General features: G+C 67.6%; 26 protein-coding genes. 7 read left to right on the forward strand and 19 right to left on the reverse strand.

Annotated elements, in window-relative coordinates:
* Position 1 precedes the first annotated feature (1 nt).
* Genes QGN17_RS14910 through QGN17_RS14920 form a run of 3 tightly spaced genes read right to left on the reverse strand, consistent with a single transcriptional unit; the run spans position 2 to position 4,361 of the window.
* Complete coding sequence (locus QGN17_RS14910) at positions 2-613, reverse strand: gluconate 2-dehydrogenase subunit 3 family protein (protein ID WP_281045388.1); 612 nt, start codon at positions 611-613, stop codon at positions 2-4.
* Entirely contained in the window at positions 613-2,325 is a 1,713-nt protein-coding gene (locus QGN17_RS14915; protein WP_281045389.1) for a hydantoinase B/oxoprolinase family protein, read from the reverse strand. The genes QGN17_RS14910 and QGN17_RS14915 overlap by 1 nt, the downstream gene beginning before the upstream one ends.
* Entirely contained in the window at positions 2,322-4,361 is a 2,040-nt protein-coding gene (locus QGN17_RS14920; RefSeq protein ID WP_281045390.1) for a hydantoinase/oxoprolinase family protein, read from the reverse strand. The genes QGN17_RS14915 and QGN17_RS14920 overlap by 4 nt, the downstream gene beginning before the upstream one ends.
* 135 nt (positions 4,362-4,496) lie before the next feature.
* On the opposite strand from QGN17_RS14920, the gene QGN17_RS14925 reads away from it, so the two are divergent.
* From QGN17_RS14925 to QGN17_RS14935, 3 genes are read left to right on the forward strand one after another with little or no spacing between them, the layout of a single operon-like run.
* Positions 4,497-5,363, forward strand: coding sequence for an alpha/beta hydrolase (locus QGN17_RS14925; protein WP_281045391.1), 867 nt, complete (start codon positions 4,497-4,499; stop codon positions 5,361-5,363).
* Between the two features lie 2 nt (positions 5,364-5,365).
* Entirely contained in the window at positions 5,366-6,679 is a 1,314-nt protein-coding gene (locus tag QGN17_RS14930) for a purine-cytosine permease family protein (protein WP_281045392.1), read from the forward strand.
* Between the two features lie 19 nt (positions 6,680-6,698).
* On the forward strand, positions 6,699-7,064 hold the full coding sequence (locus QGN17_RS14935) for a nuclear transport factor 2 family protein (RefSeq protein WP_281045393.1): 366 nt from the start codon (positions 6,699-6,701) through the stop codon (positions 7,062-7,064).
* A gap of 54 nt (positions 7,065-7,118) precedes the next feature.
* Here the strand turns inward: QGN17_RS14935 and QGN17_RS14940 are convergent, their stop codons facing one another.
* The 8 genes from QGN17_RS14940 to QGN17_RS14975 form a co-directional block, all read right to left on the reverse strand.
* A complete protein-coding gene (locus QGN17_RS14940; RefSeq protein ID WP_281045394.1) occupies positions 7,119-8,042 on the reverse strand; it encodes a sugar phosphate isomerase/epimerase family protein in 924 nt (307 codons plus the stop codon).
* Between the two features lie 155 nt (positions 8,043-8,197).
* Positions 8,198-10,264 (reverse strand): TonB-dependent receptor, encoded by a 2,067-nt coding sequence (locus QGN17_RS14945; RefSeq protein WP_281045395.1) that lies wholly within the window; start codon positions 10,262-10,264, stop codon positions 8,198-8,200.
* Positions 10,265-10,409: 145 nt separating this feature from the next.
* Positions 10,410-10,817: a RidA family protein gene (locus QGN17_RS14950; protein ID WP_281045396.1), complete on the reverse strand. Its 408-nt coding sequence runs from the start codon at positions 10,815-10,817 to the stop codon at positions 10,410-10,412.
* Between the two features lie 17 nt (positions 10,818-10,834).
* Positions 10,835-11,329 carry a VOC family protein gene (locus QGN17_RS14955; RefSeq protein WP_281045397.1) on the reverse strand — a complete coding sequence of 165 codons (495 nt, stop codon included), beginning with the start codon at positions 11,327-11,329 and terminating at the stop codon, positions 10,835-10,837.
* Positions 11,330-11,424: 95 nt separating this feature from the next.
* Positions 11,425-12,828, reverse strand: coding sequence for an FAD-dependent oxidoreductase (locus QGN17_RS14960; protein ID WP_281045398.1), 1,404 nt, complete (start codon positions 12,826-12,828; stop codon positions 11,425-11,427).
* Positions 12,825-13,112 (reverse strand): (2Fe-2S)-binding protein, encoded by a 288-nt coding sequence (locus tag QGN17_RS14965; protein ID WP_281045399.1) that lies wholly within the window; start codon positions 13,110-13,112, stop codon positions 12,825-12,827. Before QGN17_RS14965 ends, QGN17_RS14960 begins: the two co-directional genes overlap by 4 nt.
* Before the next feature lies 1 nt (position 13,113).
* The gene (locus QGN17_RS14970) at positions 13,114-14,295 is read right to left on the reverse strand and encodes an NAD(P)/FAD-dependent oxidoreductase (RefSeq protein ID WP_281045400.1); all 1,182 of its coding nucleotides are present in this window, start codon (positions 14,293-14,295) and stop codon (positions 13,114-13,116) included.
* Positions 14,274-15,239: a dihydrodipicolinate synthase family protein gene (locus QGN17_RS14975; RefSeq protein ID WP_281045401.1), complete on the reverse strand. Its 966-nt coding sequence runs from the start codon at positions 15,237-15,239 to the stop codon at positions 14,274-14,276. The genes QGN17_RS14970 and QGN17_RS14975 overlap by 22 nt, the downstream gene beginning before the upstream one ends.
* 162 nt (positions 15,240-15,401) lie before the next feature.
* Here QGN17_RS14975 and QGN17_RS14980 point away from each other — a divergent pair, with 162 nt between their 5' ends.
* Entirely contained in the window at positions 15,402-16,286 is an 885-nt protein-coding gene (locus QGN17_RS14980; RefSeq protein ID WP_281045402.1) for a LysR family transcriptional regulator, read from the forward strand.
* Positions 16,287-16,336: 50 nt separating this feature from the next.
* On the opposite strand, the gene QGN17_RS14985 is transcribed toward QGN17_RS14980, so the two are convergent.
* The 6 genes from QGN17_RS14985 to QGN17_RS15010 form a co-directional block, all read right to left on the reverse strand.
* The gene (locus tag QGN17_RS14985) at positions 16,337-17,587 is read right to left on the reverse strand and encodes an MFS transporter (RefSeq protein WP_281045763.1); all 1,251 of its coding nucleotides are present in this window, start codon (positions 17,585-17,587) and stop codon (positions 16,337-16,339) included.
* A gap of 5 nt (positions 17,588-17,592) precedes the next feature.
* The gene (locus QGN17_RS14990; RefSeq protein WP_281045403.1) at positions 17,593-17,922 is read right to left on the reverse strand and encodes a hypothetical protein; all 330 of its coding nucleotides are present in this window, start codon (positions 17,920-17,922) and stop codon (positions 17,593-17,595) included.
* A 1-nt stretch (position 17,923) separates the two neighbouring features.
* Complete coding sequence (locus QGN17_RS14995) at positions 17,924-18,490, reverse strand: isochorismatase family cysteine hydrolase (protein ID WP_281045404.1); 567 nt, start codon at positions 18,488-18,490, stop codon at positions 17,924-17,926.
* A gap of 24 nt (positions 18,491-18,514) precedes the next feature.
* The gene (locus QGN17_RS15000; protein WP_281045405.1) at positions 18,515-18,967 is read right to left on the reverse strand and encodes a MarR family winged helix-turn-helix transcriptional regulator; all 453 of its coding nucleotides are present in this window, start codon (positions 18,965-18,967) and stop codon (positions 18,515-18,517) included.
* A gap of 158 nt (positions 18,968-19,125) precedes the next feature.
* On the reverse strand, positions 19,126-20,244 hold the full coding sequence (dnaN, locus tag QGN17_RS15005) for a DNA polymerase III subunit beta (protein WP_281045406.1): 1,119 nt from the start codon (positions 20,242-20,244) through the stop codon (positions 19,126-19,128).
* Positions 20,245-20,373: 129 nt separating this feature from the next.
* Positions 20,374-20,877, reverse strand: coding sequence for an outer membrane protein (locus tag QGN17_RS15010; protein WP_281045407.1), 504 nt, complete (start codon positions 20,875-20,877; stop codon positions 20,374-20,376).
* A gap of 405 nt (positions 20,878-21,282) precedes the next feature.
* Between QGN17_RS15010 and QGN17_RS20895 the strand changes: the two genes are divergently transcribed.
* Positions 21,283-21,552: a hypothetical protein gene (locus tag QGN17_RS20895; protein ID WP_313790163.1), complete on the forward strand. Its 270-nt coding sequence runs from the start codon at positions 21,283-21,285 to the stop codon at positions 21,550-21,552.
* Between the two features lie 124 nt (positions 21,553-21,676).
* Complete coding sequence (locus QGN17_RS15020; RefSeq protein WP_281045408.1) at positions 21,677-24,169, forward strand: TonB-dependent receptor; 2,493 nt, start codon at positions 21,677-21,679, stop codon at positions 24,167-24,169.
* A gap of 85 nt (positions 24,170-24,254) precedes the next feature.
* Here QGN17_RS15020 and QGN17_RS15025 read toward each other — a convergent pair whose 3' ends face one another.
* Positions 24,255-24,410: a hypothetical protein gene (locus QGN17_RS15025; RefSeq protein ID WP_022689819.1), complete on the reverse strand. Its 156-nt coding sequence runs from the start codon at positions 24,408-24,410 to the stop codon at positions 24,255-24,257.
* A 123-nt stretch (positions 24,411-24,533) separates the two neighbouring features.
* Complete coding sequence (locus tag QGN17_RS15030; RefSeq protein WP_281045409.1) at positions 24,534-24,665, reverse strand: hypothetical protein; 132 nt, start codon at positions 24,663-24,665, stop codon at positions 24,534-24,536.
* A 97-nt stretch (positions 24,666-24,762) separates the two neighbouring features.
* Here QGN17_RS15030 and QGN17_RS15035 point away from each other — a divergent pair, with 97 nt between their 5' ends.
* The gene (locus QGN17_RS15035) at positions 24,763-25,824 is read left to right on the forward strand and encodes an FUSC family protein (RefSeq protein ID WP_281045410.1); all 1,062 of its coding nucleotides are present in this window, start codon (positions 24,763-24,765) and stop codon (positions 25,822-25,824) included.
* The last annotated feature ends 38 nt before the right edge of the window (positions 25,825-25,862 follow it).

Genomic DNA, 25,862 nt, shown 5'->3' on the forward strand with positions numbered 1-25,862 from the left:
GTCAGCGCGCCTCTATCGCGACCGGATGCGAGCCGAACCAGTCGCTGGAATAGGTGCGATACGCCGGATCGACGGGGGCATCGGGATCGTAGCGGCCAGGCACCAGCTCGTATCGCAGCTCATGGGAAGCCCCCTCCTCGGACGTGTAATAGGCCGCGAGGATCAGCGCCTTGATCTCCGGCCAGCCGGTTCCGGTGGGGCCGCCGGGTGCGAACACCCTCGCATCGAAAGCACGTAGCGCGCCGGCCTGATCGGCAGGATCGAGGTGGAGGAAGGGCACGCGCTGGCGCTCGTCCAGCAGGCGCCACACCCGGTTCAGCATCGCGGCGCTGGTGCCGAGAAGGCCTGCGGCGAGCGCGTTCAGGATGAAATCGACATCGGCCGGCGCACCGGCGCGCATCGATGCCGTGCGGGGCAGCACGATGCCGGAGATCTGCCCGATGAAGGTCGCCGCGCCCGGCAGCGGCCTGTCGTCATAGGCCGATGCGGCCGCCAGTCGCCGGACGCCATAGGCCGCGCCGCCCAGCAGCACGCCGGTGCCGAGCAGCGTGCGACGGTCGATCGGCTGATCGACCAGCGCAGGCGGCTCCGCTGCTGCGTGCGGCGCGCTCATTACGCGGCGGCGCGCAGCGCGGCGGTTCCGGCTTCATCGATGGCGCCATCGACGATCGACACCTTGTAGAGCGTCCGCGCCGCCTCCGCCGAGACATAGCCGTCGAGCACATCCTCCAGCACGGCGGCGGGCGCGCGCTCGGCCGGATCGCCGAAACCCGCCCCGCCGGCGCCGCGCGCGATCATGCGATCGCCGGTCTTCACCGGGGTGCGATAGGTGCCGACCTTCTTCTCGGCATCGGTACCGACGCCCACCATCATCGCATTGGCTTCCGGCTGGGCACCGCCAAGCAGCGACCAGGGTTTCTCCTTGCTGCGCTTGGTGATCGAGAGGAACTCGCCATCCTCGACGAAACGGATCTTCCGCTCGGTGCCGGCGCCGCCCCGCGTGCGGCCCGCGCCGCCGCTGTCGGCCTGGATCTCGAAGCTCTCCATCATCATGCCGGTCTTCATCTCGATCACCTCGATCGGCGTGTTGCGCACGAGGCTGCCCGAAATGTGATTGGTGGCGTTGATGCCGTCGGCGCCGACGCTGGCGCCCCAGCCCACCGGCTCGTTGTTCGAGACGGCGTACATGTCGCCGGTGACGCGGTTCGTGCCGATCATCATGAAGCCCAGCGTGTCCCCGCCCGAGCAGGCCGCCACGCGATCGGGCATCCCCTGTGCCAGCGCCTTGTAGACCAGCTCCAGCGCGAGGTGTGCCGGCCATTGCGTGTAGGTGGCCGACGGATAGACCGCGTGGAACAGATTACCTTCGGGCGCGATCACCTTGAGCGCGCGGAACGATCCGGCATTGTTGCGCTGCTCGGGCGTGGTCAGCGATTTCAGCACGAACTTGCAGATCGTCTCGGTCAGGCCGATCGGGATGTTGATCGGCCCGCGCACCGCCGGCGACGATTGCGAGAAGTCGCAGGTGAGTCCGTCGTCGTCCACGGTCACGCGGACGTGGATCGGCACCACATCGTCGGTGATGCCGTCGTCGTCGACGAGATCGCTCGCCTCCCAGGTGCCGCGCGGCAGGTCGGCAAGCGCCTTGCGAACGAGCGTCTCGCTGTGCGTCTTGATCCGCGCGATCGCCTCGCCGAACGCCTCCTCGCCGAATTTCTCGAGGATCGCGTTAAGCCGGGTGACACCGGTGCGGGTCGCCGCGACCTGCGCCTCGAGATCGCCGAGCACCGGGACGGGCATACGCGAATTGAATCGGATCAGATCGACCACGTCCTTCACCGGCGTGCCGTCCTTGTAGATGCGCGTGCCGGGGAAGATCAGCCCTTCCTGGTGCATGTCGGTCGAATCGAGGACGTAGCCCGGATCCTTGGCACCAAGATCCATCCAGTGCGCGCGGATGCAGGTGAAGGCGAAGGGCTTGTCCGCACCCGGCGCGAACACCGGCGCGAACAGCGTCGCATCGGCCGCGTGCGCCGAATTCCAGTAGGGATAGTTCATCAGCAGGATGTCGCCGGGGCGCATCGTCTCCATGCCGACATGCGCGACGCCCTTGCGGATCGCATAATCGTTCGCGCCGAGGAAGAAGGCGAGGCCGGGCGCGTCGGCGATCAGCTCGAGATCGGCGTCGTAGATCGAGATGCCGAAATCGAGCACCTCGTAGATCACCGGGTTGAACGCGGTGCGGATCAGCGTCCGCCGCATCTCCTCGGCGGCCGAGACGAGATAGCTGCGGATGACTTCGACGGTGGCGCCATCGAGCTTCATGCGGCCCTCCTGCGGATGATGAGATGACCGTGATCGTCGACGGAGACGGTCTGGTCGGAATGGATGACGGTGGTGGTGGTGCCTTCCTCGACGATTGCGGGGCCGTCGAAGACGTGGCCGGCGGCCAGCTTCGCGCGATCGTAGACCGCGAAGGTGGTGCGGTCGCGCAGCGCGAAGCAGAAGCAGTCCCGCTCGCCGATGCAGGCCTCGGATGCCGGCCCGGTGGCGGCATCGATGACCGGCAGAGCGGGCTTCGGCAACACCGCGTTCGCGCGCACGCGCAGCGTCACGATCTGGACCGCCGTGTTGATCGCATGGCCGTAGCGCAGCTTGTGAAGCGCATCGAACCGCTCGCGGATCGTGGCGAAGGGATCGCTCTCCGAAAGCTCGATCTCCAGCGCATGCTCCTGCCCGACATAGCGACATTCGACGAGGCGAACGATCCGCTCCTCGATATCCCTGCCGGCCTGCGCCGACAGGGTGGCGCGGGCATCGGCGACCAGCCCATCGAACGCCGCGGCGACGAACGGCTCGGCCTCGTCGCCCAGCAGGCGCAGCTCGGTCTGCGCGACATCGGTGACGACATCGGACATCAGCATGCCCCATGCCGAGAAGACGGCGGCGGAGCGCGGCACGATCAGCTCGGCATTGTCGACCTCCCGCGCGATCAGCGGTGCGATCATCGGGCCGGCGCCGCCGAAGGCGAGCATCGAGAAATCGCGCGGATCGCGGCCGCGTTCGACGGTGATCTCCCGGATCGCGCCGGCAGTGCGCGCCACCAGCACGTCGAAGATGCCCGCCGCCGCCCGCGTGACGTCGATGCCGAGCGGGCCGGAAACCTTGGCCTCCATACCCGCGCGCGCGGCCGGAACGTCCAGCTGCACCGTGCCGCCGAGGAACGACGCCGGATCAAGGAAGCCGAGGATCAGCGCGGCATCGGTGGTGGTCGGCTCGGTACCGCCGCGACCGTAGGCGATCGGGCCGGGCTGCGCGCCCGCCGACTGCGGGCCGACCTGCAGCAGGCCTTCCTGCACCCACGCGATCGATCCGCCGCCGGCACCGATGCAGCGGATGTCGAAGATCGGGATCATCGCCGGCAGATCGGCCAGCGGCGCCTCGTGCATCACCAGCGGCTCGCCATTCTCGATCACGGCGGCGTCGAGGCTGGTGCCGCCATAATCGAGCGTCAGCACGCGATCGCGACCGATCGCCTTCGCCAGATAGCCCGCGCCGATCAGGCCGCCCGCCGGGCCGGACAGCACCGTGTAGATCGGCGCCTGCCGCGCGGTCGCCGCCGTCATCGCGCCGCCGGCCGAGCGCATGATGAGCAGCTTGCCCTCGAACCCGGCATCGACCAGCCCGCTTTCGAGGCGCCCGACATAATCGTTGAAGATCGGGTTGATATACGCATCGACGACGGCGGTCGCGGTCCGCTCATATTCGCGATATTCGCGCGTGATCGCGCTGGAGGCGGAGACGGCGACCTCGGAATAGGCGGCGCGGATCAGGGCGGCCGCCCGCTCCTCGTGCGCCGGGTTGCGATAGCTGTGGAGGAAGCACACCGCGATCGAGCGCATGCCGGCGGCGACCAGTTCGCCGGCGGCCGCGACCACCGCCGCCTCGTCCAGCGGCTCGACCTCGCGGCCCTCGGCGTCGATCCGTCCCGGCACGCCGATGCGGTTGCGGCGCTTCACGATCGCCGGCGGGCGCTGGTAGCGGTAATCGTACATCGATGTGGCGGGGACGTCGGCACGGCCGATCTCGAACACGTCGCGGAAGCCCGCATTGGTGATGATGCCGGTGGCGACGCCGCGGCGCTCGATCACCGCATTGAGGCCGAGCGTGGTGCCGTGGACGAACAGCTCCGTATCGGAGAGCGATACGCCGAGCCGCGACAGCGCTTCCAGCACGCCGCGAACCGGCTCGTCCGGCGTGGTCGATGCCTTCGCCAGATGCGTCTTGCCGGTTTCCGCATCGAACATGATCGAATCGACGAACGTGCCGCCAATATCCACCGCCACGCGATAACGCTTCATGCCCCGAACCCTTGCTGCATCGTTCGCCGCGACGATATTGCGGCGATAATCCGGGTTTCTGAGAGTTCGTTGCGTTTTTGGCAACATAGGCGCTCCACGCTGGCGGCCCGACCCCTCGGCTGACACCATCGCGTCATGTTTCTCAGCCCGCAATCCCCGATCAACGCGACGAGCGACGCCTATCACGCGATCGCCATCGCCCTGTGCGAACGCGCGCAGGCGACGCTGCCGCACCGGCTCGACATCGCCTATGGTGCCCATAGCCAGCAGCGGCTCGACCTCTATTTTCCGCAGGAAAGCCCGGCCCATGGCTTGCCGATCTTCCTGAACATCCATGGCGGCGGATGGACCCACGGCTTCAAGGAATGGATGGGGCTGAACGCGCTCGCCATCGCCGCCTTCCCGGCGGTCTATGCATCGCTGTCCTATCGCCTGGCCCCGGCCGCGAAGCATCCCGCGCAGGTCGAGGATTGCCTCTCCGCCGTCGCATGGCTTGCCGGGCATGCCGGCGCCTTCGGCGGCGATCCCGACCGCATCCATATCGGCGGCCATTCGGCGGGCGCGCACATCGCCGCGCTCGCCACCCTGCGCACGGACCTGCACACCCGTCACCGGATCGCCCCCGGCACGATCAAGAGCTGCTTCGGCTTCAGCGGCCTCTACGATCTGCGCGGCGCCTTCGGGGAGCCGGTGCTCCCCGGCATCTCGCCGGTGCCGATGCTCGACGACATCGCCGACGAAGCGGACGCCTCGCCGATCCTGGCCGTCCGCAAGGTGCCCACGCGCTTCCACCTCAGCTGGGGCGCGCAGGAACCCGACGTCTTCTCCCGCAACGGAATCGCCTTCGCCAAGGCGCTGGCCGCCCGTGGCAATGCCGTCGAGACGTACGTGCCCGATCTCGACCACTTCTGGATCCATCTCGACCAGAACCGGCCCGAGAGCGAATGGAACCGTATGCTCCACGCCTACATGACCGGCAGCCCCGGCAATCGGAGAGTCTGAAGATGTCGATCGCCAAACGCCTGTCCGGACTGGTCGAGCGCAACCCCAACAGCCCGCCGGACGAGGCGGACATGCGCAGCTGGCCGTTCCTCACGATGGTGCTGATCGGCGTCTCGATCTCGGTTCCGTTCTTCGCGTTCGGCGGCCAGCTCGGCCAGCATGGCGATTTCCCGGTGGTCGCCGCCGGGATCGTGATCGGCAGCCTGCTGCTCGGCTTTTGGGGTATCGCGACGGGCTATGTCGGCGTCGCCGCGCGCCTGCCCACCGCGATGATCATCCGCCGCACGTTCGGCACGCGGGGCTCGATCGCGATCGTCGCGATGATGGTGCTCAGCTCCTTCTGCTGGTTCGGGCTGCAGACCCAGATCCTGGTGAAGAGCATATCGGCGATCCTCGAAACGCAGCTCGGCTATCATCTCGATCAGCGCATCGGCATCGCGGTGGTCGGCGCGCTGATCGCCTCGACCGCCATCATCGGCGTGAAGGCGATGGGCAAGGTGGCGGTGGTCAGCGTGCCGCTGCTGCTGCTCGCGACGCTGGTGCCGCTCGGCATCGCGCTCCACCATGGCGGGCTTGTCACGCTGTTCGCGGCACGCACGATCCAGGAGCCGCTGGGGCTCGGCATGATCGTCTCGGTCGTGGTGGGGGCCGAGGTATTCGGATGCTCGATCAACCCCGATCTCAGCCGGTTCCTGCGCACGCCGCGCGACAATGCGACGGCGATGTTCATCAACTACGGCGTCGCGTTCCCGGCGCTGCTGGTGCTCGCGGCCGCGCTCGGCATCATGTACGGCAATGCCGATCTGGTGGCGACGATGCTCGCCGCCGGCATCGCCCTGCCCGGTCTGCTGATCATCATCCTCGCAACCTGGACGAGCAACGACAAGAATCTCTACGCCTCGGCGCTGTCCCTCGCCGCGCTGTTCCCCAGGGTCGAGCGCTGGCTGCTCGCGGCGATCGCGGGCGTGCTGGGCACCTGCCTCGCCGCCGCCGACATCCTCGGCCACTTCATCGTCTGGCTCACCTTCATGGGGCTGCTGATCGCGCCGATGTCGGGCGTCTACGTCGCCGACTTCCTGCTCGCCCGCCACCTCTACACGCCCGACGCCGCCGAACCGCCGGCGTTCCGCTGGCTGCCGCTCGCCGCCTGGGCGTTCGGCATCGCGGTCGGCGTCGCGACCCTGCCACGCGCCAATGTCGGGCTTGGCCTGTTCGAGCTCACGCGCGCGCCGACGGTCGATGCCCTGCTCGCGGCGATGCTGTTCCTCTTCGTCGCCGGCCGCGCCTCGCGCCGCGCGCCTGCCGTCGCCCTCTGACATCCACTCCGGAGATCCCATGAGCGAAAACGTCGTCACCCGCATGTTCGATTGGTGGAACCAGGCCTATCGGGACAGCGCCTTCAGCCCCGAAGGCTTCGCGCAGTTCTTCACCGATGACGCCCCCTTCGTCGTCGACGGCGGCGTGCGCGGCACAGGCCCCGTCGAGATCGACGCGCATTTCCAGCGCATCCGCGCCAATACCGAGGCGGTCGAACTGACCACCCCGGTCAAGGCGACACTGGCCGACGAGACGACCGCCTTCGTCCGCTACGCGGCCACCTTCCGGAGCGCCGACAAGGAAGGTGCGGAGGAATGTATGGCGCTGGCCCGTCTGCGCGACGGCCGCATCGCATCGTTCGAGGTGATCGGCCGCCTCGCCTGACGGCACGCCGCCGCCCGCGCCGGGCAGCCGGCGTGCGCGGCGGCGGCGAAGGCCCTACATCAACGGCGAGAGATACTTCCGCGCCGCCGCCGAGGTCTCCAGCGGATTGGTCGGCACGTCATATTCGACGTAGAAATGTTCGACCCCGGCCTTCTCGGCGGCGGGGATGATGGTCTTGAACGGCACGATCCCGGTCCCCGGATCGCGCACATTCCCGTCCGGCCCGATATCCTTCATGTGGAGCATCCGGAAACGGCCGGGGTAGCGGTTGAAATAGGCGATCGGATCGACCTTGCCGTTGATCGCCCAGGCGAGATCCATCTCGAACTTGAGCTTGTCCGGATCGGTGCCCTGAATGATCAGGTCGTACGGCACGTCGGTGCCGACCTTCGCGAATTCCTGGCTGTGATTGTGGTAGCCGAGCGTGAAGCCCGCGGCATGGGCGGCATCGGCGGCGCGGTTGAGCGCCTTGATCAGCTGGTCGATCTGCGGCCGCGTCTTGAGCTGCGAAGGCCAGCTGATCTGCCAGACGATATATTTCTGGCCGAGCGGCCCGGCCTGCTTCGCGCATGCCCCGATCAGCTCGTCGACACGGTCGAACGAGAAAGCCTCCTCGAACTTGCGCTCGAACGTCGGCATGTCGATCCGCTTGGCGACGCCATCGACGAACACCTGGTAGAGGCCGGGCGGCATGATGTGCTGCGACGGCGAGACGAGGCCGTGCTTGTCGAGCATCGCGCGCAGTTCGGCGGGATCGCGGCCGAAGCTGCCGAGTGTCTCGACCTCGCGGTATCCCATCGCCGCGACCTTCGCGAGCGTGCCGTCGCAATCGGCGTTGAGCAGGTCCATCAGCGTATAGAGCTGGATGCCGAGCGGACGCGGGCGGCGGGCCAGCACGCGGCCGCCGAGCGAGGCCGCTGCGGTGCTCGCGGCGGCGGCACCGAGCAGAGCGCGGCGGGACAGGAGAATATCGGCCATCGAACGGGTCCTCACAGGCAGGGATCGGGAAACAGCGCCGCACTACGCGGCCGGTATCCGACGCCCTTCCTCATCGGACACGCGAAGCGACTGGAACCATTCGCACGCATCGAAAGGCGGCGGCTACCCGTAGGCGGCCGCCACCGTCGATCATGTCAGAATTTGACGCCCAGCTCGACGCCATACTGGCGCGGCTCGTTATAGCTCAGCAGGCTCGTCGTGCCGAAGGCGTGCGCCCCGACCGCCGCAGGCGTCCGCGCGTTCGAGAGGTTGCGGCCCACGAAGGACAGCGTCCAGTCTCCCCGGCGGATGCCGACCTTGGCGTTGAAGAAATCCTTGGGAGACGTCTTCAGGGCGTTCTGGACATCCCAATAGACCGAACCGCGATGCGACCAGTCTCCATGCGCGACGAGCGAGTAGGTCTCGCTCAGCGGCACGTCGAGATCCGTGCCGATCATGGCGGTGAAACCGTAGATCTGCGGGATCGTGTTGTTGTGGTAGGCGGTCGGATCCTCGGGCAGGAACTTCTTGATCTTGGCGTCGGAGTAGCCGACCGAACCGTTGAAGCTCAGCTCCCTCGTCGGGCGGATGGTCAGTTCGGCCTCGAAGCCGGGAACCGTGGTTTTCTCGATGTTCGAGATCACCGTGAAGATGCCCTCGCCCTCGACGACGCGCGACGTCGAATATTGCTGGCCCTTGAAGTTGGTATAGAAGGCCGCTGCGTTGAACGTGATCTTGCGATCCCAGAACTGGCTCTTGAAGCCGATCTCGAAATTGTCCGCCGTCTCAGGCCCGTAGCTCAGCAGGCTGCCTTCCGCCTGCGGATTGAAGCCGCCCTTGCGATAGCCGCGCGAATAGCTCGCGTAGAACATCAGATCGGGATTGGCCTTGTAGGACAGCGACGCCTTGCCCTGCGGCTGCTTGAACGTCTGGTGCAGGCGCTCGGCCGGGGTGCTGGTGTCCCGGTTCACATAGACCTGCTTTTCCCAGTCGTAGCGGAAGCCGCCCGTGAACTCGAGCTTGTCGGTGAACGCGTAGGACGCCTGGGCGAAGATCGCGGTCGTCTTGTAGCGGCGCATCGCGTCGGGCGTGGAGATCGGGGCCTCGCCCACCGCGCCGTAGGTCGATGCCTCGAGACGCTTCTCGTTCTGGTAGTAGCCGCCGACGTTCCACTTGAACGGCCCCGGTGCGTTCGACGTCAGGCGCAGCTCCTGCGAGAACGCCTCGTCGGTGTAGTGCACCGTCTGCGTGTTCAGGTCGGCCGCCGAATAATCCGCGTCGGCGGTGGTGTATTCATGGCCGCGCGAATAGGCGCTGACCGAGGTCAGCGTCGCGAAATCGGGGAAGGTATAGTCGGCCTTCAGCGAGAAGGCGCGCAGCTGGGTGCGGACGATGCCGGCCTGGTTCTCGCTGGGATTGACGGCCGGCCCGTCGAAATCGGCATCCGCGACGGAAGCGAGCCAGAGGCCGCCCACGCGGCTGTCCGTCGTCGATGCGGTCAGCGCGACGTTGAGATTTTCGGTGCCGCGCCAGATCAGGGCCGAGCGGCTGGTGACGCTCTTGCCGAAATCGGCGTTCTTGCGGTTCGCCTCGTTCGGGATCAGGCCGTCATTGTCGTCGACCGTGACACCGGCCTGGAAGAACAGCTTGTCCTTGATGATCGGGCCGGTGAGGCTCGCGCTGCCGCGACCCTCGGGGCCGGTCAGCCACGAAATCGAGGCATTGCCCTGAAACTCGTTGGTCGGCTGGCGGGTCGTGATGTTGATCGCACCCGCGATCGCGCCGCCGCCGTACAGCGTGCCCTGCGGGCCGCGCAGCACCTCGATCTGCTGGACGTTCACCAGTTCCTGCTGGAAGAACATCTGGCCGGGCTGGACGACGCCGTCGATCACCGTCGCGAAGGGGAATTCGCCTTCACGGCCGAGCGTGGTGAAACCCCGGAACGATACCGTCTTGTAGCCCGGATAGAGGCCGTCGAGCACGACGAGGTTCGGCGTGAGCCGCACCGCATCCTGCAGCGTGCGCAGGTCGGCATTCTGGATCGTCTGCGCCGTCACGACGCTGATCGGATCGGCGACCTTCTGCACGCTTTCGGAACGTTTGCGCGCGGTGACGGTGATGTCGCCCGGCGCGGCCGGCATATCGCTGCCCACCGCATTGGCGCCGGCCGATTCCTGGGCCGAGGCAGGTGCCGCGGCGAGGATACCCATGAGGAGCGCCATGGAAGAGGCGGCTCCGAGACTCTGCTTCGTCGTCAACATTTTACAAAACCCCCGCAATAAGAGTGACACCTCGCCGAAGCGAGCTGATCGTCTTCCTCCGCTCTCTCTTGTTCCGGCCTTGTCCCGACCGGCCCTGTTCCGGGCCTTACGTGTTCGGGATGGCCGCTGTTGCTTCTATCTCGACCAGAAAATCGGGCAGCGCGAGTGCCGCGACCCCGATGAAGGTGTTGGGCGCGGGCACCGCATCGCCATAGAATTCGCCGACCGCGCCGAGCACCGGCCCGAGCTTGTCCGGCGAATGATCGACGACGTAGGTGCGCAGGCGCACGATGTCGGCCGGGCCGCAGCCCGCTTCGGCAAGCACCGCCTTGAGATTGGCCAGCGCCTGCCGCGTCTGCGCGGCGAGATCGCCCGCGCCGACCACGTTGCAATCCTTGTCCCACGCAACCTGACCCGCGAGATGCAGCGTCGCGCCGGCCTCCTGCCGGGTCGCGTGCGAGAAACCGTAACCGAGCGCATCGTAAAGGCCGGCAGGATTGATGCGGGTGACCATGGCGCGATGCTCCCTTTTCAGTCGACGATCTCGAGCTGAAGCCCGAACGGATCCAGCACATATTGGTTGGTCTTGCCGGCGAGCGGACCGGCGTCGATCGCGATGGGCGCCATCGCGACACAGCCATGCGCTTCGAGCCACGCGATCGCGGCCGGCACGTCCTCGACCCTGAGGCCGAGATGGTTGCCGCCCAGATCGCAGTTGCGCGGCGGCGTCGCGGTCGCAGAACCCGGCTTGTCATACGCGACCAGCTGGAGGCACCCGCCGCCCGGAAACTGCAGCATGGCGAGCGTCAGCCGCGCACCGGCGACGTTGACGTGGGCCTCCATCCAGTCCCGGCCATCCGCGCCCGGCGGCATGTCCGCGGCATCGAGAGGCCCCATGCGGAACAGCTCGACCGCACCGAGCACGTCGCCATAGAAACGTAACGCGGCGTCGATATCGGCGACGGTGCGCGACATGTGATCAACTGTGAAAACCGGACGCTTGGTGCCTTCGATCGGCGTTTGCATGTCCCGCCACTCCTCGCTGTCGACAGGCAAGCTGACAGGCGGGAAACCCTCGATCAACGCACTGATTGCTTCACTTTTGTTGCGTAAAACGCAAACTAGCCTTGGGTCTTCGCGTCCGCGACGGCGCCGATCGGGGTGGGCCGAACGGGCATTCGCGGCTCGAACGCCCCCTGCGGGCGGGAAGGCGGCATCATGGCGCGAAGGTGATGCTCGCAGCCCCGTCCCTGGCAGCGCCCCATGCCGGTGCGGGTCAAGCGCTTGATCGCATTGGGTCCGGCATCGGGATTGCCGGCGATGGCGTCGGCCAGCGTGCCGCGCAGAATGTCCTCGCAGCGACAGATGACGGTGCCGTCATCGGCCAGGTGGGGCCAGAACGGCGTCGGGTCCGCCGTCGCCGCGAGCATCTCGGCGAAGCGCCGGGCCGAACGAAGGCGCCGCCTCGTCGGGCCGGCGCGACGCACGGCATCGCCGGACTCGATCGATCCCGAGTCGGAGGCGATGCCCAGACCGGCGATCACCCCCTCCAGCATCGAAACCTCGGCGCCGGCCACCCCCGTCACCTCTCCGGCGACATAGAGGCCGGGCACGCTTGCGCGCATCCATTCGTCATGGCGGATGCGCCAGCCGCCCGTCCCGGCGATCGGGATCGCATCGGCCCCGAGCGCGCGCGGCAGGTCGCTCTGCGGCAGGAATCCGAAGCACGTCGCGACCGAATCGCAGGCGATCGTCTCCGCGACCGGACCCGGCCTGCCGTCCACGAGCTTCGCGACCCGGACGGCCGCGACGCTCTCCCCGCCGTCCGCTGCCACGACGATCCGCCCGAACCGCACCGGCACGCCCGCCCGCGCGAGACGGGCCATCGCGCCCGCCGCGGCCGCGAGCGTGCCGGCATGGGCCATGGCCACGCCCGGCGCACGCAGCAGCGCCGCGCCGCGCGCCGGCGTCTGCGCGAAGAGGATTGCGGCCACCATACCGCCCGCCTTGACGATCTGATCGGCCAGGATGAGCTGCAGCGGATGCGTCCCCGCCAGCACGAACCGCTCGCCCGGCACGATCTGCTGCGCCTTGACGAACACCTGCACCGCGCCCGCGCTGGTCACGCCGGGCAAGGTCCAGCCGGGAAAGGCGACGGGCATGTCGTAGCAGCCGGTCGCGACGAGCAGGCGGCGCGCGCGCAGCATCGACGCTCCGCGAGGACCGGCGAGCATCAGGTCGAAACCGTCGTCGCTCCGATAGACCGAATGGACGGACTGGCCGGTCAGCACCCGCGCCGGCAGTGCCTCCGCGCGGGCAAGCTGCGCCTTCACCGCGCCATAGGCGCGGCCGGGCAACCAGTTGCCGACACGGAATGTCGCCGGGGGCTGCCGCAATATCTGCCCGCCCAGCCGCTGCTGCTCGTCCACGATGGCGACGGTCAGCCCGGCACCGGTCGCCACTTCGGCCGCCGCCATCCCCGCCGGCCCGCCGCCCACGATCGCGAGATCGACGACATCCGTCATGACAGGGGCTGCCCGGTCGCGATGCGCAGGCCTTCCTCGGCGGGAAGCAGGCAGGCGCGCACCGCGATGCCGCGCCCGTCGTCCAGCCGCACCATGCACTCGCAGCATGTCCCCATGTTGCAATAGAGGCCACGCGCGCAGCCATGCGCATCGATACGGAAACGCCGCCGCCCCGCAGCCGTCATCACCGCCGCGACGGTTTCCCCGGCAAATCCTCCGATCGGTTCGCCGTCGACGAAGATCGTCAGCGCGGCGCCACGCGCAACCTGGTCCGTGATCCGCATATCAGCCCATGAAGCTATTGAGATGCTCGTAGCGCGCCGGCGAGAAATCGGCGAGGTCGCCGGCATCCCGCCCCTCGACGATCGTATCGGCCAGCAGACGCGCGAAGGTCGGGCCGAGCGTAAAGGCCGATCCGCCCCCCGCGACATACACGCCGCGCATCCGCGGCACCTCCCCGACCACCGGCAGCTGGTCCGACGACACGGCGACCGTGCCCGTCCACGTCCGCACGAGGTTCAGCCCCGCGACACGTGGGACGATATCGGTCGCGGCGGCGAGGTTGCCCGCGATCGAGCCGGCGATCGGCGCGGGCGGACGCGACAGGTCGAAGCCGGTTCCGTCGGCGCGCTGCGCGAGCCGGCTCGGCCAGCCGCCGCCGATCAGCACGTTGCCCGCCCCCGCCTGCTTCATCGACAGCCGCCGCCCGACATGCTGCACCAGGTGCGGAATGAAGGGAGCGCAGCGCTCGGTCACGTTCATCGTCAGGCCGAGCGGGAAGACGGGCAGGTGCAGGTTGAGCATGGCGCCGATCGTCGCGATCCAGGCGCCGGCCGCGATCACCACGCGATCGGCGCGGACATGCAGCGCGCCGCATTGCGCCTCGAAACCGCCGGCGACCTTCCGCAGCCCACGGACGGGGCTGTGCGAGACGATCCGCGCGCCTTCGTGGACGGCCGCCGCCGCAAACGCCGGGGTCACCTTCTTGGGATCGGCATGGCCCTCGTCCGGCGCCCATAGCGCGGCGGCGACTTGCGGCCCCAGATACGGTGCGCGATCACGCGCCTGCCCGCCGTCGATCAGCCGCGTCGCCATGCCGGCCGCTTCTTCCAGCCGCGCCTTGCGGTCGAGCAGGTCCACCTGTTCGGGCGTCTCGGCGACCATCAGCCCGCCGTTCATCGCGACACCCAGCGGCGTGCCGAGCAGCGCCTCCAGCCCGCGCCATTCGTCGATCGCCCGACGATTGAGGCGGATGACGCGCGCGGCCTGCGCCATCACCGCATCGCCCTGCTCGAGAAAGCGCCGCTCCATCTGGAAATGGAGCGAGCCGGCATTCTGGCCGGAGGCGACGGCGTTGACGTCCCCCGCCTCGGCCACCAGCACGGACAGGCCGGCCCGCGCGAGATGGAATGCCGTGGCGCAGCCGACCAGGCCGCCGCCGACGATCAGGACGTCGGTTCGGCCCATGCGGCCCTGGCAGGCTCGACCTCGAGGCAGCCGAGCGAGCGCAAAGTTTCCGCGATCGTCGCGGCGTCCTCGGCCGACACGTCCCGGAACGGCGCGCGGACATAGCCGCCGGGCAGGCCCCGCGCGTTGAAGGCCGCCTTGAGGATCGCCGCGCCCGAACCGAACTTGCCGACGAGCCGCGGCGTGAACCAGTCGCGCATCAGCACGCGATCCTTGGCGCCGCACATCCGCGCCGCCTCGACGTCGCCCTTCCACAGATTGTCGAAGAAGCCGGTCTGGTAGCGCCCCAGCACGCCGCCCGCCCCCATCGTGCCATCCGCGTCATGGGCTTGCACCAGGGTGATACCGACCTCGTCCATCGTGACACCGAAGACCCGCACCTGATCCTTGAGCGCGAAGAAGGCATTCATGAACCGCGAGAGATCGGATGTCGATTGCTTGATGGCGACAACCGCATCGAGCTCCGCGAGCCGGCTGAGCAGCTCGATCGACATGTCAATGTTGGTACCCGGCGGCCAGTTGTAGATGCAGATCGGCAGGCGGCTGCGCTCTGCGATCTGGGTGTAGAAGGCCAGCAGATCGCCCTCGTCCGGCATGGCGTAGGGCGGCGGGGTCACCAGCACGCCGTCGAACCCGCAGCTGTGGGCATGATCGATATGTTCGACGACCTCGTCGGGCGTGAACGCGCTGCATCCCGCGATCAGCGGCAGCCGGCCGGCCATCTGCGCCGCCGCGGCCGAGAACAGCCTGTGGCGCTCCCCGCCGCGCAGGCTGAACCACTCGCCGGTCGTCCCGGCGATCACCAGGCCGTGCATACCTTCGGCGTGCAGCCATTCCAGCAGGCCGCCGAGGGCCGGAAGATCGAGCTGCCGATCCCTGTCGAACGGCGTCGTTATGGCAGGAAGATAACCGCGCCAGCCGACGCGCCCCCGTTTGTCACTCACGCGCTTTCCCTTACCCTGCCGCCGCAAGGAAGGCGGCCGCCCGGAATCATCTGCACGCATTGCCAGTGCGTCGTCCAGCGCACGCGATCGTGGACTTCTTTGCGTTTTTCGCAATATGCTGGTGCGGCAACGCGAGGAGGACCGCCCGCCGTGGAAGCAGGAATGCGCTATTTCTATGAGGCCGCGAACCAGGGATCGATGCGCCTCGCGAGCGAGAAGCTGGGGGTCGCCGTCTCGTCGATCAGCCGCCAGATCGCGCAGCTGGAAGCCGAGCTGGGCGTCCCCCTGATCGAACGCGGCCGCCGTTCGGTAAAGCTCACCGAGGCCGGGCGGCTGACCTACGAATTCCATCGTGCCAACATGATCGAGCAGGACATCTTCCGATCGAAGATCCACGGCCTGCGGGGCGTGCGCACCGGCCTGATCCAGCTCGCGGTCGGCGAGGGCTTTCTCGGCAGCGCCTTCTTCGAGACGGTCAACGCCTTCCACGCCACCAATCCGGGCCTTCGCATCGAAACCCACGTCGCCGCGACCAGCGAGATCGTCCGCATGGTGCAGGAGGACGAGGCCCATATCGGCCTGGTCCTGCAGATCGAGCCGGAGCCCAAGATCCGGATCCGTGTCTCGGCATCGCAGGATCTGATGGTGCTGACCCATCCCTCGCACCCGCTCACCCGCAAATCGGAAATCTCGATCGCGGATCTCGCGCAGCACGACCTGTGCCTTCCCCCGCGCGGCTTTCGCATCCGCCAGCTCCTCGCGAGCGCGGAGGCGGCGGCGGGAATCTATCTGGAGCCCGCGATCACCACGAGTTCGATCGTGATGATGCGGGACCTGGCGGCACAGGGGCGGGTCGCGACTGTCCTGCCGAGGATCGCGGTTCTGGGCGAACTCGGCTCCCGGCGGCTCACGGCCATCCCCTTTGCCGGCAACACGCTCGAATCGACATCGATCAACCTGATTTCGCGTCTCGGCCGGCAGCTGCATGGCGCTCCCGCCAAATTCATGGCGGTTCTCGAAGCGAAGATACGAGGCTGGGCCGGCTGACGGCGGCCGCGCGTTCGGCGTATGCCAGCGGCAGGCGACGGGCCTGCGCTTCAAGGGCGAAGTGGCTGATCCGCTGGCCGACGTCGATGGTGCAGAGCATCGCGGTGGATGCCCTTGGCCAGCGTGTAGGCGCCTACCACGGCCGCCGCGACGCCCGATCCGGCCCCCACCCCCAGGGACCAGCGCGGGCCGAAATGATCCGCCACGAAACCGGCGATCGGTGCCCCGATCGGCGTGCCGCCCAGCGCGACCCCGATGCGCAACGCCATCACCCGGCCGCGCATCGCCGGCTCGGTGGAAAGCTGCATCAGGCTGTTGCTGGTATTGGTGAAGGTCAGCGCCGCGATACCGATCACCACCAGAGCGGCGGCGAACAGCCAGTAACCCGGCGCGATCGCCGCCAACGCGCAGCCGATCCCGAAGACGGCGGCGCCACCGGCCAGTGCCTCGAATCGCGGCAGGTCGCGATGCGCGTTGAGCAGCGCACCGCTCATCGTCCCGATCGCCATGATCGAGGAAAGCAGACCGTAGCCGCGCGCATCGACGTGGAAAACGCTCACCGCCATCGTCGAGATGAAGATCGGGAAGTTGAGACCGAAGGTGCCGACCAGGAACAGCATCACCAGGATCGCCTGCAGATCCCGCCGCGCCCAGACGTAGCGGAACCCCTCGGTCAACCCTCCCCGCTTGCGCGCCGCGCGGGGGTTGGCGTGCAGATCCCCGGCGCGCAGCAGCAGCAGCGAGATCAGCACCGCGACGAAGGACAGGCCGTTGCCTAGGAAGGCCCAGCCCGTGCCGACGGTGGCGATGGCCAATCCCGATACGGCCGGCCCGATCATGCGGGCGGCATTGAACGAGGTTGAATTGAGCGCGACCGCATTGGCGAGGTCGGCGTCGCCGACCAGTTCCGCAACGAACGTCTGGCGAACCGGCGCGTCGAACGCGGCCGCGGTGCCGAACAGGAACGCGAAGAGATAGACCTGCCATAATTGCACGACGCCGGTGACGGTCAGCAGCCCGAGTGCCAGCGCCAGCACCGCCATCGCGCCCTGCGTCGCGATCAGCAGCTTGCGCTGGTTGAGCCGGTCCGCAGCCAGCCCCGTCCACGGCAGGAACAGCAATTGCGGCCCGAACTGCAGGCCCATGACGATGCCGACCGTCGATGCGCTGTGGTGGGTGAGCGTGGTGAGAACCAGCCAGTCCTGCGCGGTGCGCTGCACCCAGGTGCCGATGTTGGACACGAATGCCCCGGCCGCCCAGATGCGATAGTTGGTGCTGCGCAGTGACCGGAAGGCACCCATGCCGCTCACGGCGTCTCCACGACATCACCGCCATGGAAGCGGCCGAAATGACGGGCCGAGAACAGGCCGATAGCCACCATCCCCAGTCCGGTCGCCGCTGCGTCCGGCAGGGCGCGCGGATCGAACGCGCCGACGTGGCAGATCAGCCCATAAGCCACCGCGAGATTGAACAGCCCCCACAGCATGTTGACGGTCGACGACGACAGACCCTCGCCCGGCGGCGTGGCGAACGGGCTTTGGAACGGTCGTCCGGTCGCGCCGCTGACGACATGCGGAACCGCGTTCATCAGGAACAGCCCGCCGAAGAACCAGGACAGAAGATGGAGCCAGGTCATGTCAGGCGTCCCTTTGCGCGAGCAGATCGATGACGTCCTGCGCGGTGCCCGTCTCGCCAAGGCGCGGAAAAACATGGCCGATGCTGTAGGCATGGGCCTCGGCGCGGGTATCGGTCATCGCGTCGATCGCGAGCGTGACGTTGAAGCCCGCCTCATACGCCTGGCGTGCGGTCGATTCGACGCCGGTGCCGGTGGCCACACCGATCACCACCACCTGAGTGACGCCAATCGCCCGGAGGCGCGCTTCGATATCGGTGCTGGCGAAGGCGCCCCAGGTCTGCTTGGTCACGACGATGTCGCCCGGCTGGCGATCGAGTTCCGGTATCAGGTCCGCGAAACCCGGCGGCAGATCCCCGACGAAACGCCGCGGCTGCTCGGTACGGCCGGGCGCGACGCCCGCCACGTTGATCAGCACCACCGGCAGACGATGCGCACGAAACGCCAGGACGAGGGCGGCGGCACGCTCCACCACGGCGTCGATCGGATCGACGAGCGGCGCGCCGACGATCCCCTTCTGGAGATCCACGACAAGCAGCGCGGTATGGGTATCGAGGTCGGTCAACGGCATGGATCGCTCCTTCGCGGAGAGGGTTCAGTTTTCCACGAGACGTTGGAGAAGGGGTATCACCGCGACGAGCCGGGCCTGCTCGTCAGGAGACAGGCGCGCGTCGATCAGGCGTGCCAGCCAGTCCTGTCGGACGGCGCGCCCCTCGGCCATCCATGTCCGGCACTGGTCGGTCAGCGAAAGCAGCGTCTGCCGGCCATCCGAAGGGTCCGGCTGGCCTGCGACGAGGCCGGCGCCTTCCAGCGCGACGATGATCGCCCCCATCGATTGGGGCCGCATCCCCTCGCCCCGTGCGAGCGCCGACGTGGTCAGGGGACCATCCTGTTCCAGCCGGAGCAACACCGCGACCTGCGACGGCGTGAGGTCGCCGATATTCGCCTGCGCGCGAAGACGCCGCTTCAGCTTCCCCCCGAAACGACGAAGGTCGTGGGCGAGACCGTCGCTGGGGCGCGTCGCATGGCCGGAAACCGCATCTTCCATGCAGCTTCCGTAGTCATATGAAGCCTAACTGTAAAGTTGAACTTCATATAAGAAGTGCGTGTGTCATCGGCGCACATGCTGAAACGACAACGGCGGAGGACACCCCTTCCGGTGCCCTCCGCCGTCCCGTCCGTCGTACGATATCGGGCGCGAGCGCCTCAGACGCGCATCGGCATCAGCACATAGAGCGCCGGGGCCTTGTCGCCCTCGCGGATCAGCGTCGGCGCAGCGGCGTCGGCGAGGTGGACCTCCACCTCGTCGCTCTCGATCTGGCCGAGAATGTCCATCAGATAGCGGGCGTTGAAGCCGATATCGAAGCCCATCGAGGCATAGAGGCCCGGCACTTCCTCGGCCGCCGTGCCGTTCTCCGGCGAGGTGACCGACAGCGTGATCTTGTCGCGATCGAGCGTCATCTTCACCGCGCGCGTCTTTTCGGACGCGATGGTGGCGACGCGGTCGACGCCCTCCATGAAGCTCTTCGGATCGATCTTGAGCAGCTTGTCGTTGCCCGTCGGGATGACGCGCGAATAATCGGGAAAGGTGCCATCGATCAGCTTCGAGGTGAGGATGGCGGTGCCGAGGCCGAAGCGGATCTTGGTACCGGACAGCGACACCTCGACCGAGCCGTCCACCTCGTCGAGCAGCTTGCGCAGTTCGCCGACGCACTTGCGCGGGATGATCACGCCCGGCATCCCCGCCGCACCCTCGGGCTGCGCCACCGTCACGCGTGCGAGCCGGTGACCATCGGTGGCCGCCGCCTTCAGCACCGCGCCGTCCGCGCCCTCGTCGGCGGCATGGATGTAGATGCCGTTCAGATAATAGCGCGTCTCTTCGGTGGAGATCGCAAAGCGGGTCTTGTCGATGATCTGGCGCAGCGTCGCCGCCGGAAGATCGAACCTGGTCGGCAGGTCACCCTCGGCGATCACCGGGAAGTCGTCACGCGGCAGCGTCGCGAGGTTGAAGCGCGCACGGCCCGCCGTCACCAGCATCTTGCCCTCGGCGGCCGAGAGCTGGACCTGCGATCCCTCCGGCAGCTTGCGCACGATGTCGAAGAGGGTGTGGGCCGAGACCGTGGTCGCACCGGCTACGTCCACCGCGGCATCGACAGTCTCGACGATCTGCAGGTCGAGATCGGTCGCCATCAGCTTGAGCCCGCCGCCCGTCGCCGCTTCGATCAGGACGTTCGACAGGATCGGTATGGTGTTGCGCCGCTCCACCACGGACTGGACATGGCTCAGCCCCTTGAGAAGCGTTGCCCGCTCGATCGTCGCCTTCATTCCGTCCCCGCTTAAGCGCTGATTGGAGAGTGGTTATAGCGCGGCCTTCGCGCGCCGCCAGCCATTAAGAAAGGGGCCGGCGGATTGCTCCGCCGACCCCCGGTCGTTCCGTTTCGGTCGGTCAACCGATCAGAAGCGGAAGCCCGCGCCGAAGATCGCGGCATCGCGACCACCGAAATTGTCCTCATACTCGGTCCGGCGATATTCGGCCGAGATGTAGGTGCGCGGCGTCACCGAATATTCCAGGCCGCCGCCGTAGCGAACGCCCTCGAGGTTGGTGTGATCGCCCTGGAACTCGATGCGGGTCGTGTCGTAGCCGACCTTGGCAAAGGCCAGGATCTTCGGCGTCAGCACGTAGCCGGCGCGCGCCGAGATCGCGACGTCGCGCGAGGCGTGGAAGCCGAGGCCCTTGGTGGTCGAATCCTCGAAGGTCGCTTCGCCGCCGAGCGTGATCTTCGGCGTCACGGCGTAATCGTAGCCGAAGGCGCCGCCATAGGTGAAGCCGTCCTGGCCATGGGTCTTGTCATAGCCGAGGGTGACGCCGAGGCGCGCACCGGTGAACGGGGCGGCGTCCTGCGCGAAGGCGGGGGCGGCAACGGCCAGGGCCGCGACGGCGGCGAGAAGAATACGCATAAACTTACTCCTTACGCTTGCGTCCCGGCTAATTGAGGGGGATGCCGTGGATCGCGGCGGGGCCATTGGGCGCCGCAACATGAACGTCACATAAACGTAACGGGGACTGTTGCAGTGCCGCAACGCAGGGGTGGAAAGCTGGGCGCAAAGGTTGAAATCGGTCCATGGCGGCCCACCCGGCTGATCCTGATCGGATTGGCGCTGTTTCCGGCAGGACGTGCATGGGCAGCGACGGACCGTACATCTCTGGCCGTTTTCCGCAGCTGGGGCGCGTTTCGCGAAGGGTCTGCGGAAGCGCCGGCGCGATGCTACGCGATCTCCGAGCCACCCCCCGCAAGTGCGAACGCCGGGCGTGGCGCTTTTGCATCAGTGGGGAGCTGGCCGGGAAGGAGAATCCGCGCGCAGGTGGCGATCCGGCTCAGCCATCCGACCGGCGACGGCAGCCGGGTGACGCTCAGCATCGGCGACTCGGCCTTCCCCCTTATCGTGCGCGGCCAGAGCGCCTGGGCGCACGACCGCCGGCAGGATGCGGCGATCGTCGCGGCGATGCGATCGGGCAGCTCGATGAGCGTCAGCGCGGTGGGCGCCAACGGCAACGCCTTCGCCGACGCCTATCGCCTGCGCGGCGCCGCGAGCGCGATCGACGCGGCGATGCTCGCCTGCCCGCTGCGCTGAGCGGACACATTTCGTTACAGTCCCGACGTAGAGCATCTCGGAACCGTCCCCGAACTGAAAGCCGGGCGTCTTAACCGGCGTCCGACCGGGCTAAACCAGCGCCCGCCCAAGGGGACCGACCTTCATGCGAACTTGTTTTCCGGCCGCCTCGGCAGCCGTGCTCTCGCTTGCGCTCGCCACGCAGGCCCACGCCCAGACGCACACCGCTCCCGCTCCCGCCGAAGTGGCGGGCGACGGCCTGGGCGACATCGTCGTCACCGCGATGAAGCGCGAGACCAACCTGCAGAGCACCCCGATCGCCATCTCGGTGGTCAATGCCCAGGCCCTGAAGGATCGCCACGTCCAGAGCCTGCTCGATTTCGCCGACGGCGCGGTGCCCGGCCTGCGCGTCGCCACGTTCGAGGCGCGCCAGTCCGCGCTCACCATCGGTATTCGTGGCATCGTACCGCTCGACGCCAACCAGCCTGCGCGCGAGCAGGGCGTCGGCGTCTATATCGACGGCGTCTATATGGGCCGCCAGCACGGCCTCAATGCCGCCCTGTTCGACGTCGAGCGGATCGAGGTGCTGAAGGGTCCGCAGGGCACCCTGTTCGGCCGCAACACCGAAGGCGGCGCGCTCAGCATCGTCAGCAAGGCGCCGAGCGGCAAGTTCGAGGGCCGCGTGTCGGGCGGCATCGGCAATTACGGGTCGCACAATGCCGAGTTGCACCTCGATCTGCCCGAGGTGCACGGCTTCTCCTTCAAACTCGACGGCGTACTCCAGCACCAGGACGCGACCACCAGGAACCCGCTCACCGGCCAGACGGGCTGGAACTATTACGACCGCAAGGGCATTCGCGGCGCCGTCCGCTGGAAGCCGGTCGACGGCATCACCAACGATTTCTCGGTCGATGTCAGCCGCGATTCCAACTCGCCCTTCTACAGCCAGCTGCTCAACTACAACCCGAACAACTGCGTCGCCGGGCCGCAGTCCGCCTCGCCGAACTGCGTGCTGCCCGGCACCCAGTACGATACGCTCACCGGCGCGCCGCGCCCGACCCTGCCCGGCGTGGTCGTCGAGGGGAAGGACCGCATGACGGTCGCCGACATCGGCGTGCCGCAGCAGCCCAGCGTCGACAAGACCCACGGCTTCACCAACAATTTCAAGTGGAAGGTCGCGCCCGAACTGGAGCTGCGATCGATCACCGCGTGGCGCGGCGTCGATGTCGCGCAGTGGGACAATAGCGGCGGCGCGCACCGCCCGCCGGTCGTGGCACCCGGCTGCACCGGCGCCACCGCCTGCAACTTCAGCCGCTACAGCCTCGCCAACCTGCGCCAGCGCCAGTTCAGCCAGGAATTGCAGGCGGTCGGTTCGCTCGGCCGGGTCGATTACGTGGCCGGCCTCTATTATTTCAACGAGCATGTGAGCGACGACGCCGCCACGCCGGCGTCCATGCGGATCACCGGCTATACCACCGCAGGCCAGACCAGCGGCTACAATTACGAAGTCCTCGATCCGTGCTTCTTCAACGGCACGACACCCGCCGGATCACAGCCCGGCTGCCAGTCCATCGACCGCGCCTCGAAGGTCAATTCGAAGAGCTACGCCGTCTACGGCCAGGCGACCTGGCACCTGACCGACGCGCTCCACCTGACCGCCGGCGGCCGCTACACCCACGATCGCAAGCGCGGCGAGCTGCTGCTCTCGCGCAACGTCGCCCCGGTCGCGGGCGTGAACGGGTATGAGCCGCTGCGCGAATCGTGGAATCGCTTCAATCCGATGGTGACGGTCGCCTACGACGTCAGCCGCGATGTCCATGTCTACGCCAAATATGCGACCGGCTATCGCGCGGGCGGCGCCAGCTCGCGCACGTCCAACTACCAGGCGTTCGATCCGGAAGACGTGAAATCCTACGAGATCGGCCTGAAGACCGATTTCTGGGACCGCCGCGGCCGCTTCAACCTCGCCGGCTTCGTCATGGACCGCAAGGACAGCCAGGTGGACATCAGCTCGATCCAGTTCGTCGGATCGAGCAGCTTCAACAACCTCGTCACGATCAATGCGCCGGGCACCACCAAGATCCGGGGCATCGAGGCCGAGCTGACCCTGCAGCCGGTCGAGCGCCTGACGCTCAGCGCCTCCTACGCCTACACCTATACGAAGATCCCGCTGGTGCCGATCACGGTGAATGCCGGCGGCGTCAGCTACACGACGCTGCAGCGCTTCTACATCGTCTTCACCCCGCGCAACGCTGCGAGCGGATCGATCGACTATGCCCTACCGATGCCGATGGTGAGCGCGGACAGCCAGCTGCGCTTCCACATCGACGGCAATTACGCCCAGGCGACGCAGACCTTCGACCAGTTCGCGACCAAGAACGACGCGTCGTTCATCGTCAACGCCCGCCTGGCACTCACCGACATCGATATGGGCCAGGGCCGCAGCAAGCTGACCGCGGGCATCTGGGTACGCAACCTGTTCGACACCGCCTACGTCTACCGCCGCGATCCGTCGAACAGCCTGCCGGGCGCGCCGACCACCAATGCGGTCTCGGCCAGCCTCAACAACATCATGGGCGATTACGGCAACTTCAACGCGCCGCGCACCTTTGGCGTGGAGGCGTCGCTGAAATTCTGATCCCGCTTTCGGTTACAGGCCAGCCAAGCCCCGCTCGGCCTGTGAGGGGCGCGCCAACCGCTCGACGGCGCGCCCCTTTTTTCTCTCAGAGCTCGACGCGCCCGTTGCGGCGCTCCAGCTCGTCGACGAGCCGCCAGACCAGCTTGGAATCCTCTTGCGCCAGCGCCTCGTCGAGCGCCTTCCACAGCTGATCGTCGGTCATCCGCGCCAGTTCGAGGCTGCGATCGAAATACACGGGCATCACGCTCCAATCGGGATGCGCGATACATAGATTAGGGATGCTGTACGCCGCCAGAACGACGCGATTCAGGTCGCGGCATTTTCGAGTCGGTTCGGCGAAATCCGTTAAGATTCATTAAGGATTTCAGCGGCCTTGCTTGGCGCGATCGAGCGCGACCAGCATCGCCAGGAACTCGCGCGGCAGTGCCTGGCCCGCCGGCTGGGCGAAGGCCCGCTTCAGGCTGAGCGACACGATCGGGGCGGATGTCTGGTCCATGCTGATTCCTGTTACGGCAACCGCGCCGGACAGTTTAGCCGGACATTGGTCGAGCCATGGCCTTCCCATGGTCGAACGGCTCTGCCACTGACCGGGCATGGACCGGATCGACGCACGCACGATCGACGAAGCGGAGGTCGTCGCCTCGGTATTGCTGGCGATCCTGTTCGCGCATCTGCTCCACGCCGCCAACGTCTCCTGGGCGGCGTTTTCGGGCTATATGGTGATGCGCGGTCATGCCGACGAAACCGTGGTGCGCGGGATCCTGCGCATCGTCGGTACCGTCGTCGGCGGCCTGCTTGCGCTGGTGGCGACGCCCTGGCTGCTGCCCTTCTGGCCTGCACAGGCGATCGCCCTCGCCGCCGTCTGCACCGCCAGCCTCTATGGCGCGATCACGGCGAAGCGGGCCTATGCCTGGCTGTTCTTCGGCCTCACCTTCGTGATGGTGGTGCTCGACAAGGTGGAGCATCCCGCCCACCCGCTGCTCGGCTTCGTCGAAACGCGGGTGCTGGAGGTGGTGGCCGGCACCGTCGCCTGCATGGTCGTCAGCCTCGCCTCGACGCTCACGCTGCGGCGGCGCTGGCCGGCGGCACGCGCCAAGCCGCTGGCGGGCGGCTGGCATCCGCCCGCCCTTCGCCACGCCGCGCAGGGCTCCGCCGCGCTGGTACTGCTGAGCGGCCTCAGCCAATTCCTCGAACTGCCCGCTCTGGCGCAGAGCGCGATCACGATCATGGCGGTGATGCTGGTGCCGGTCTCCAGCCTCGGCGCGGCCGGTTTCGGGCTGGTCAACCGCCGCATCCTCTATCGCTTTATTGGCTGCAGCGCCGGCGCCGTGCTTGCCGCGCTCTTCCTGTTCGTCGCGCAGGGATGGGCGCCGGTGCTGATCCTCGGCACGATCCTGGGTGTCGCGATCGGCCGGCATATCGAGAATAGCGGAAGGCCGATCGCGTACGTCGGCACCCAGTTCGTGCTGGCGATCCTTATCATCCTGGTGCCGGACAGCTATGCGCAGGCGCATCTGGCGCCCGCCTGGGAACGGCTGGCGGGCATCTTCATCGGCATGGCGGTGCTGGAGCCGGTGCTGCTGCTCTGGCATTTCGCCGACCCCGGACGCCCGAAGAAAGTCGAGCCGGAAGCCGGTATGCTCGGCGACCTCTGAGCGTCTGGAAAAATCGCGCCGTTTCCCTTATGTGCGCG

The sequence above is a fragment of the Sphingomonas oryzagri genome (genome assembly GCF_029906645.1).
Taxonomy (GTDB): domain Bacteria; phylum Pseudomonadota; class Alphaproteobacteria; order Sphingomonadales; family Sphingomonadaceae; genus Solisphingomonas; species Solisphingomonas oryzagri.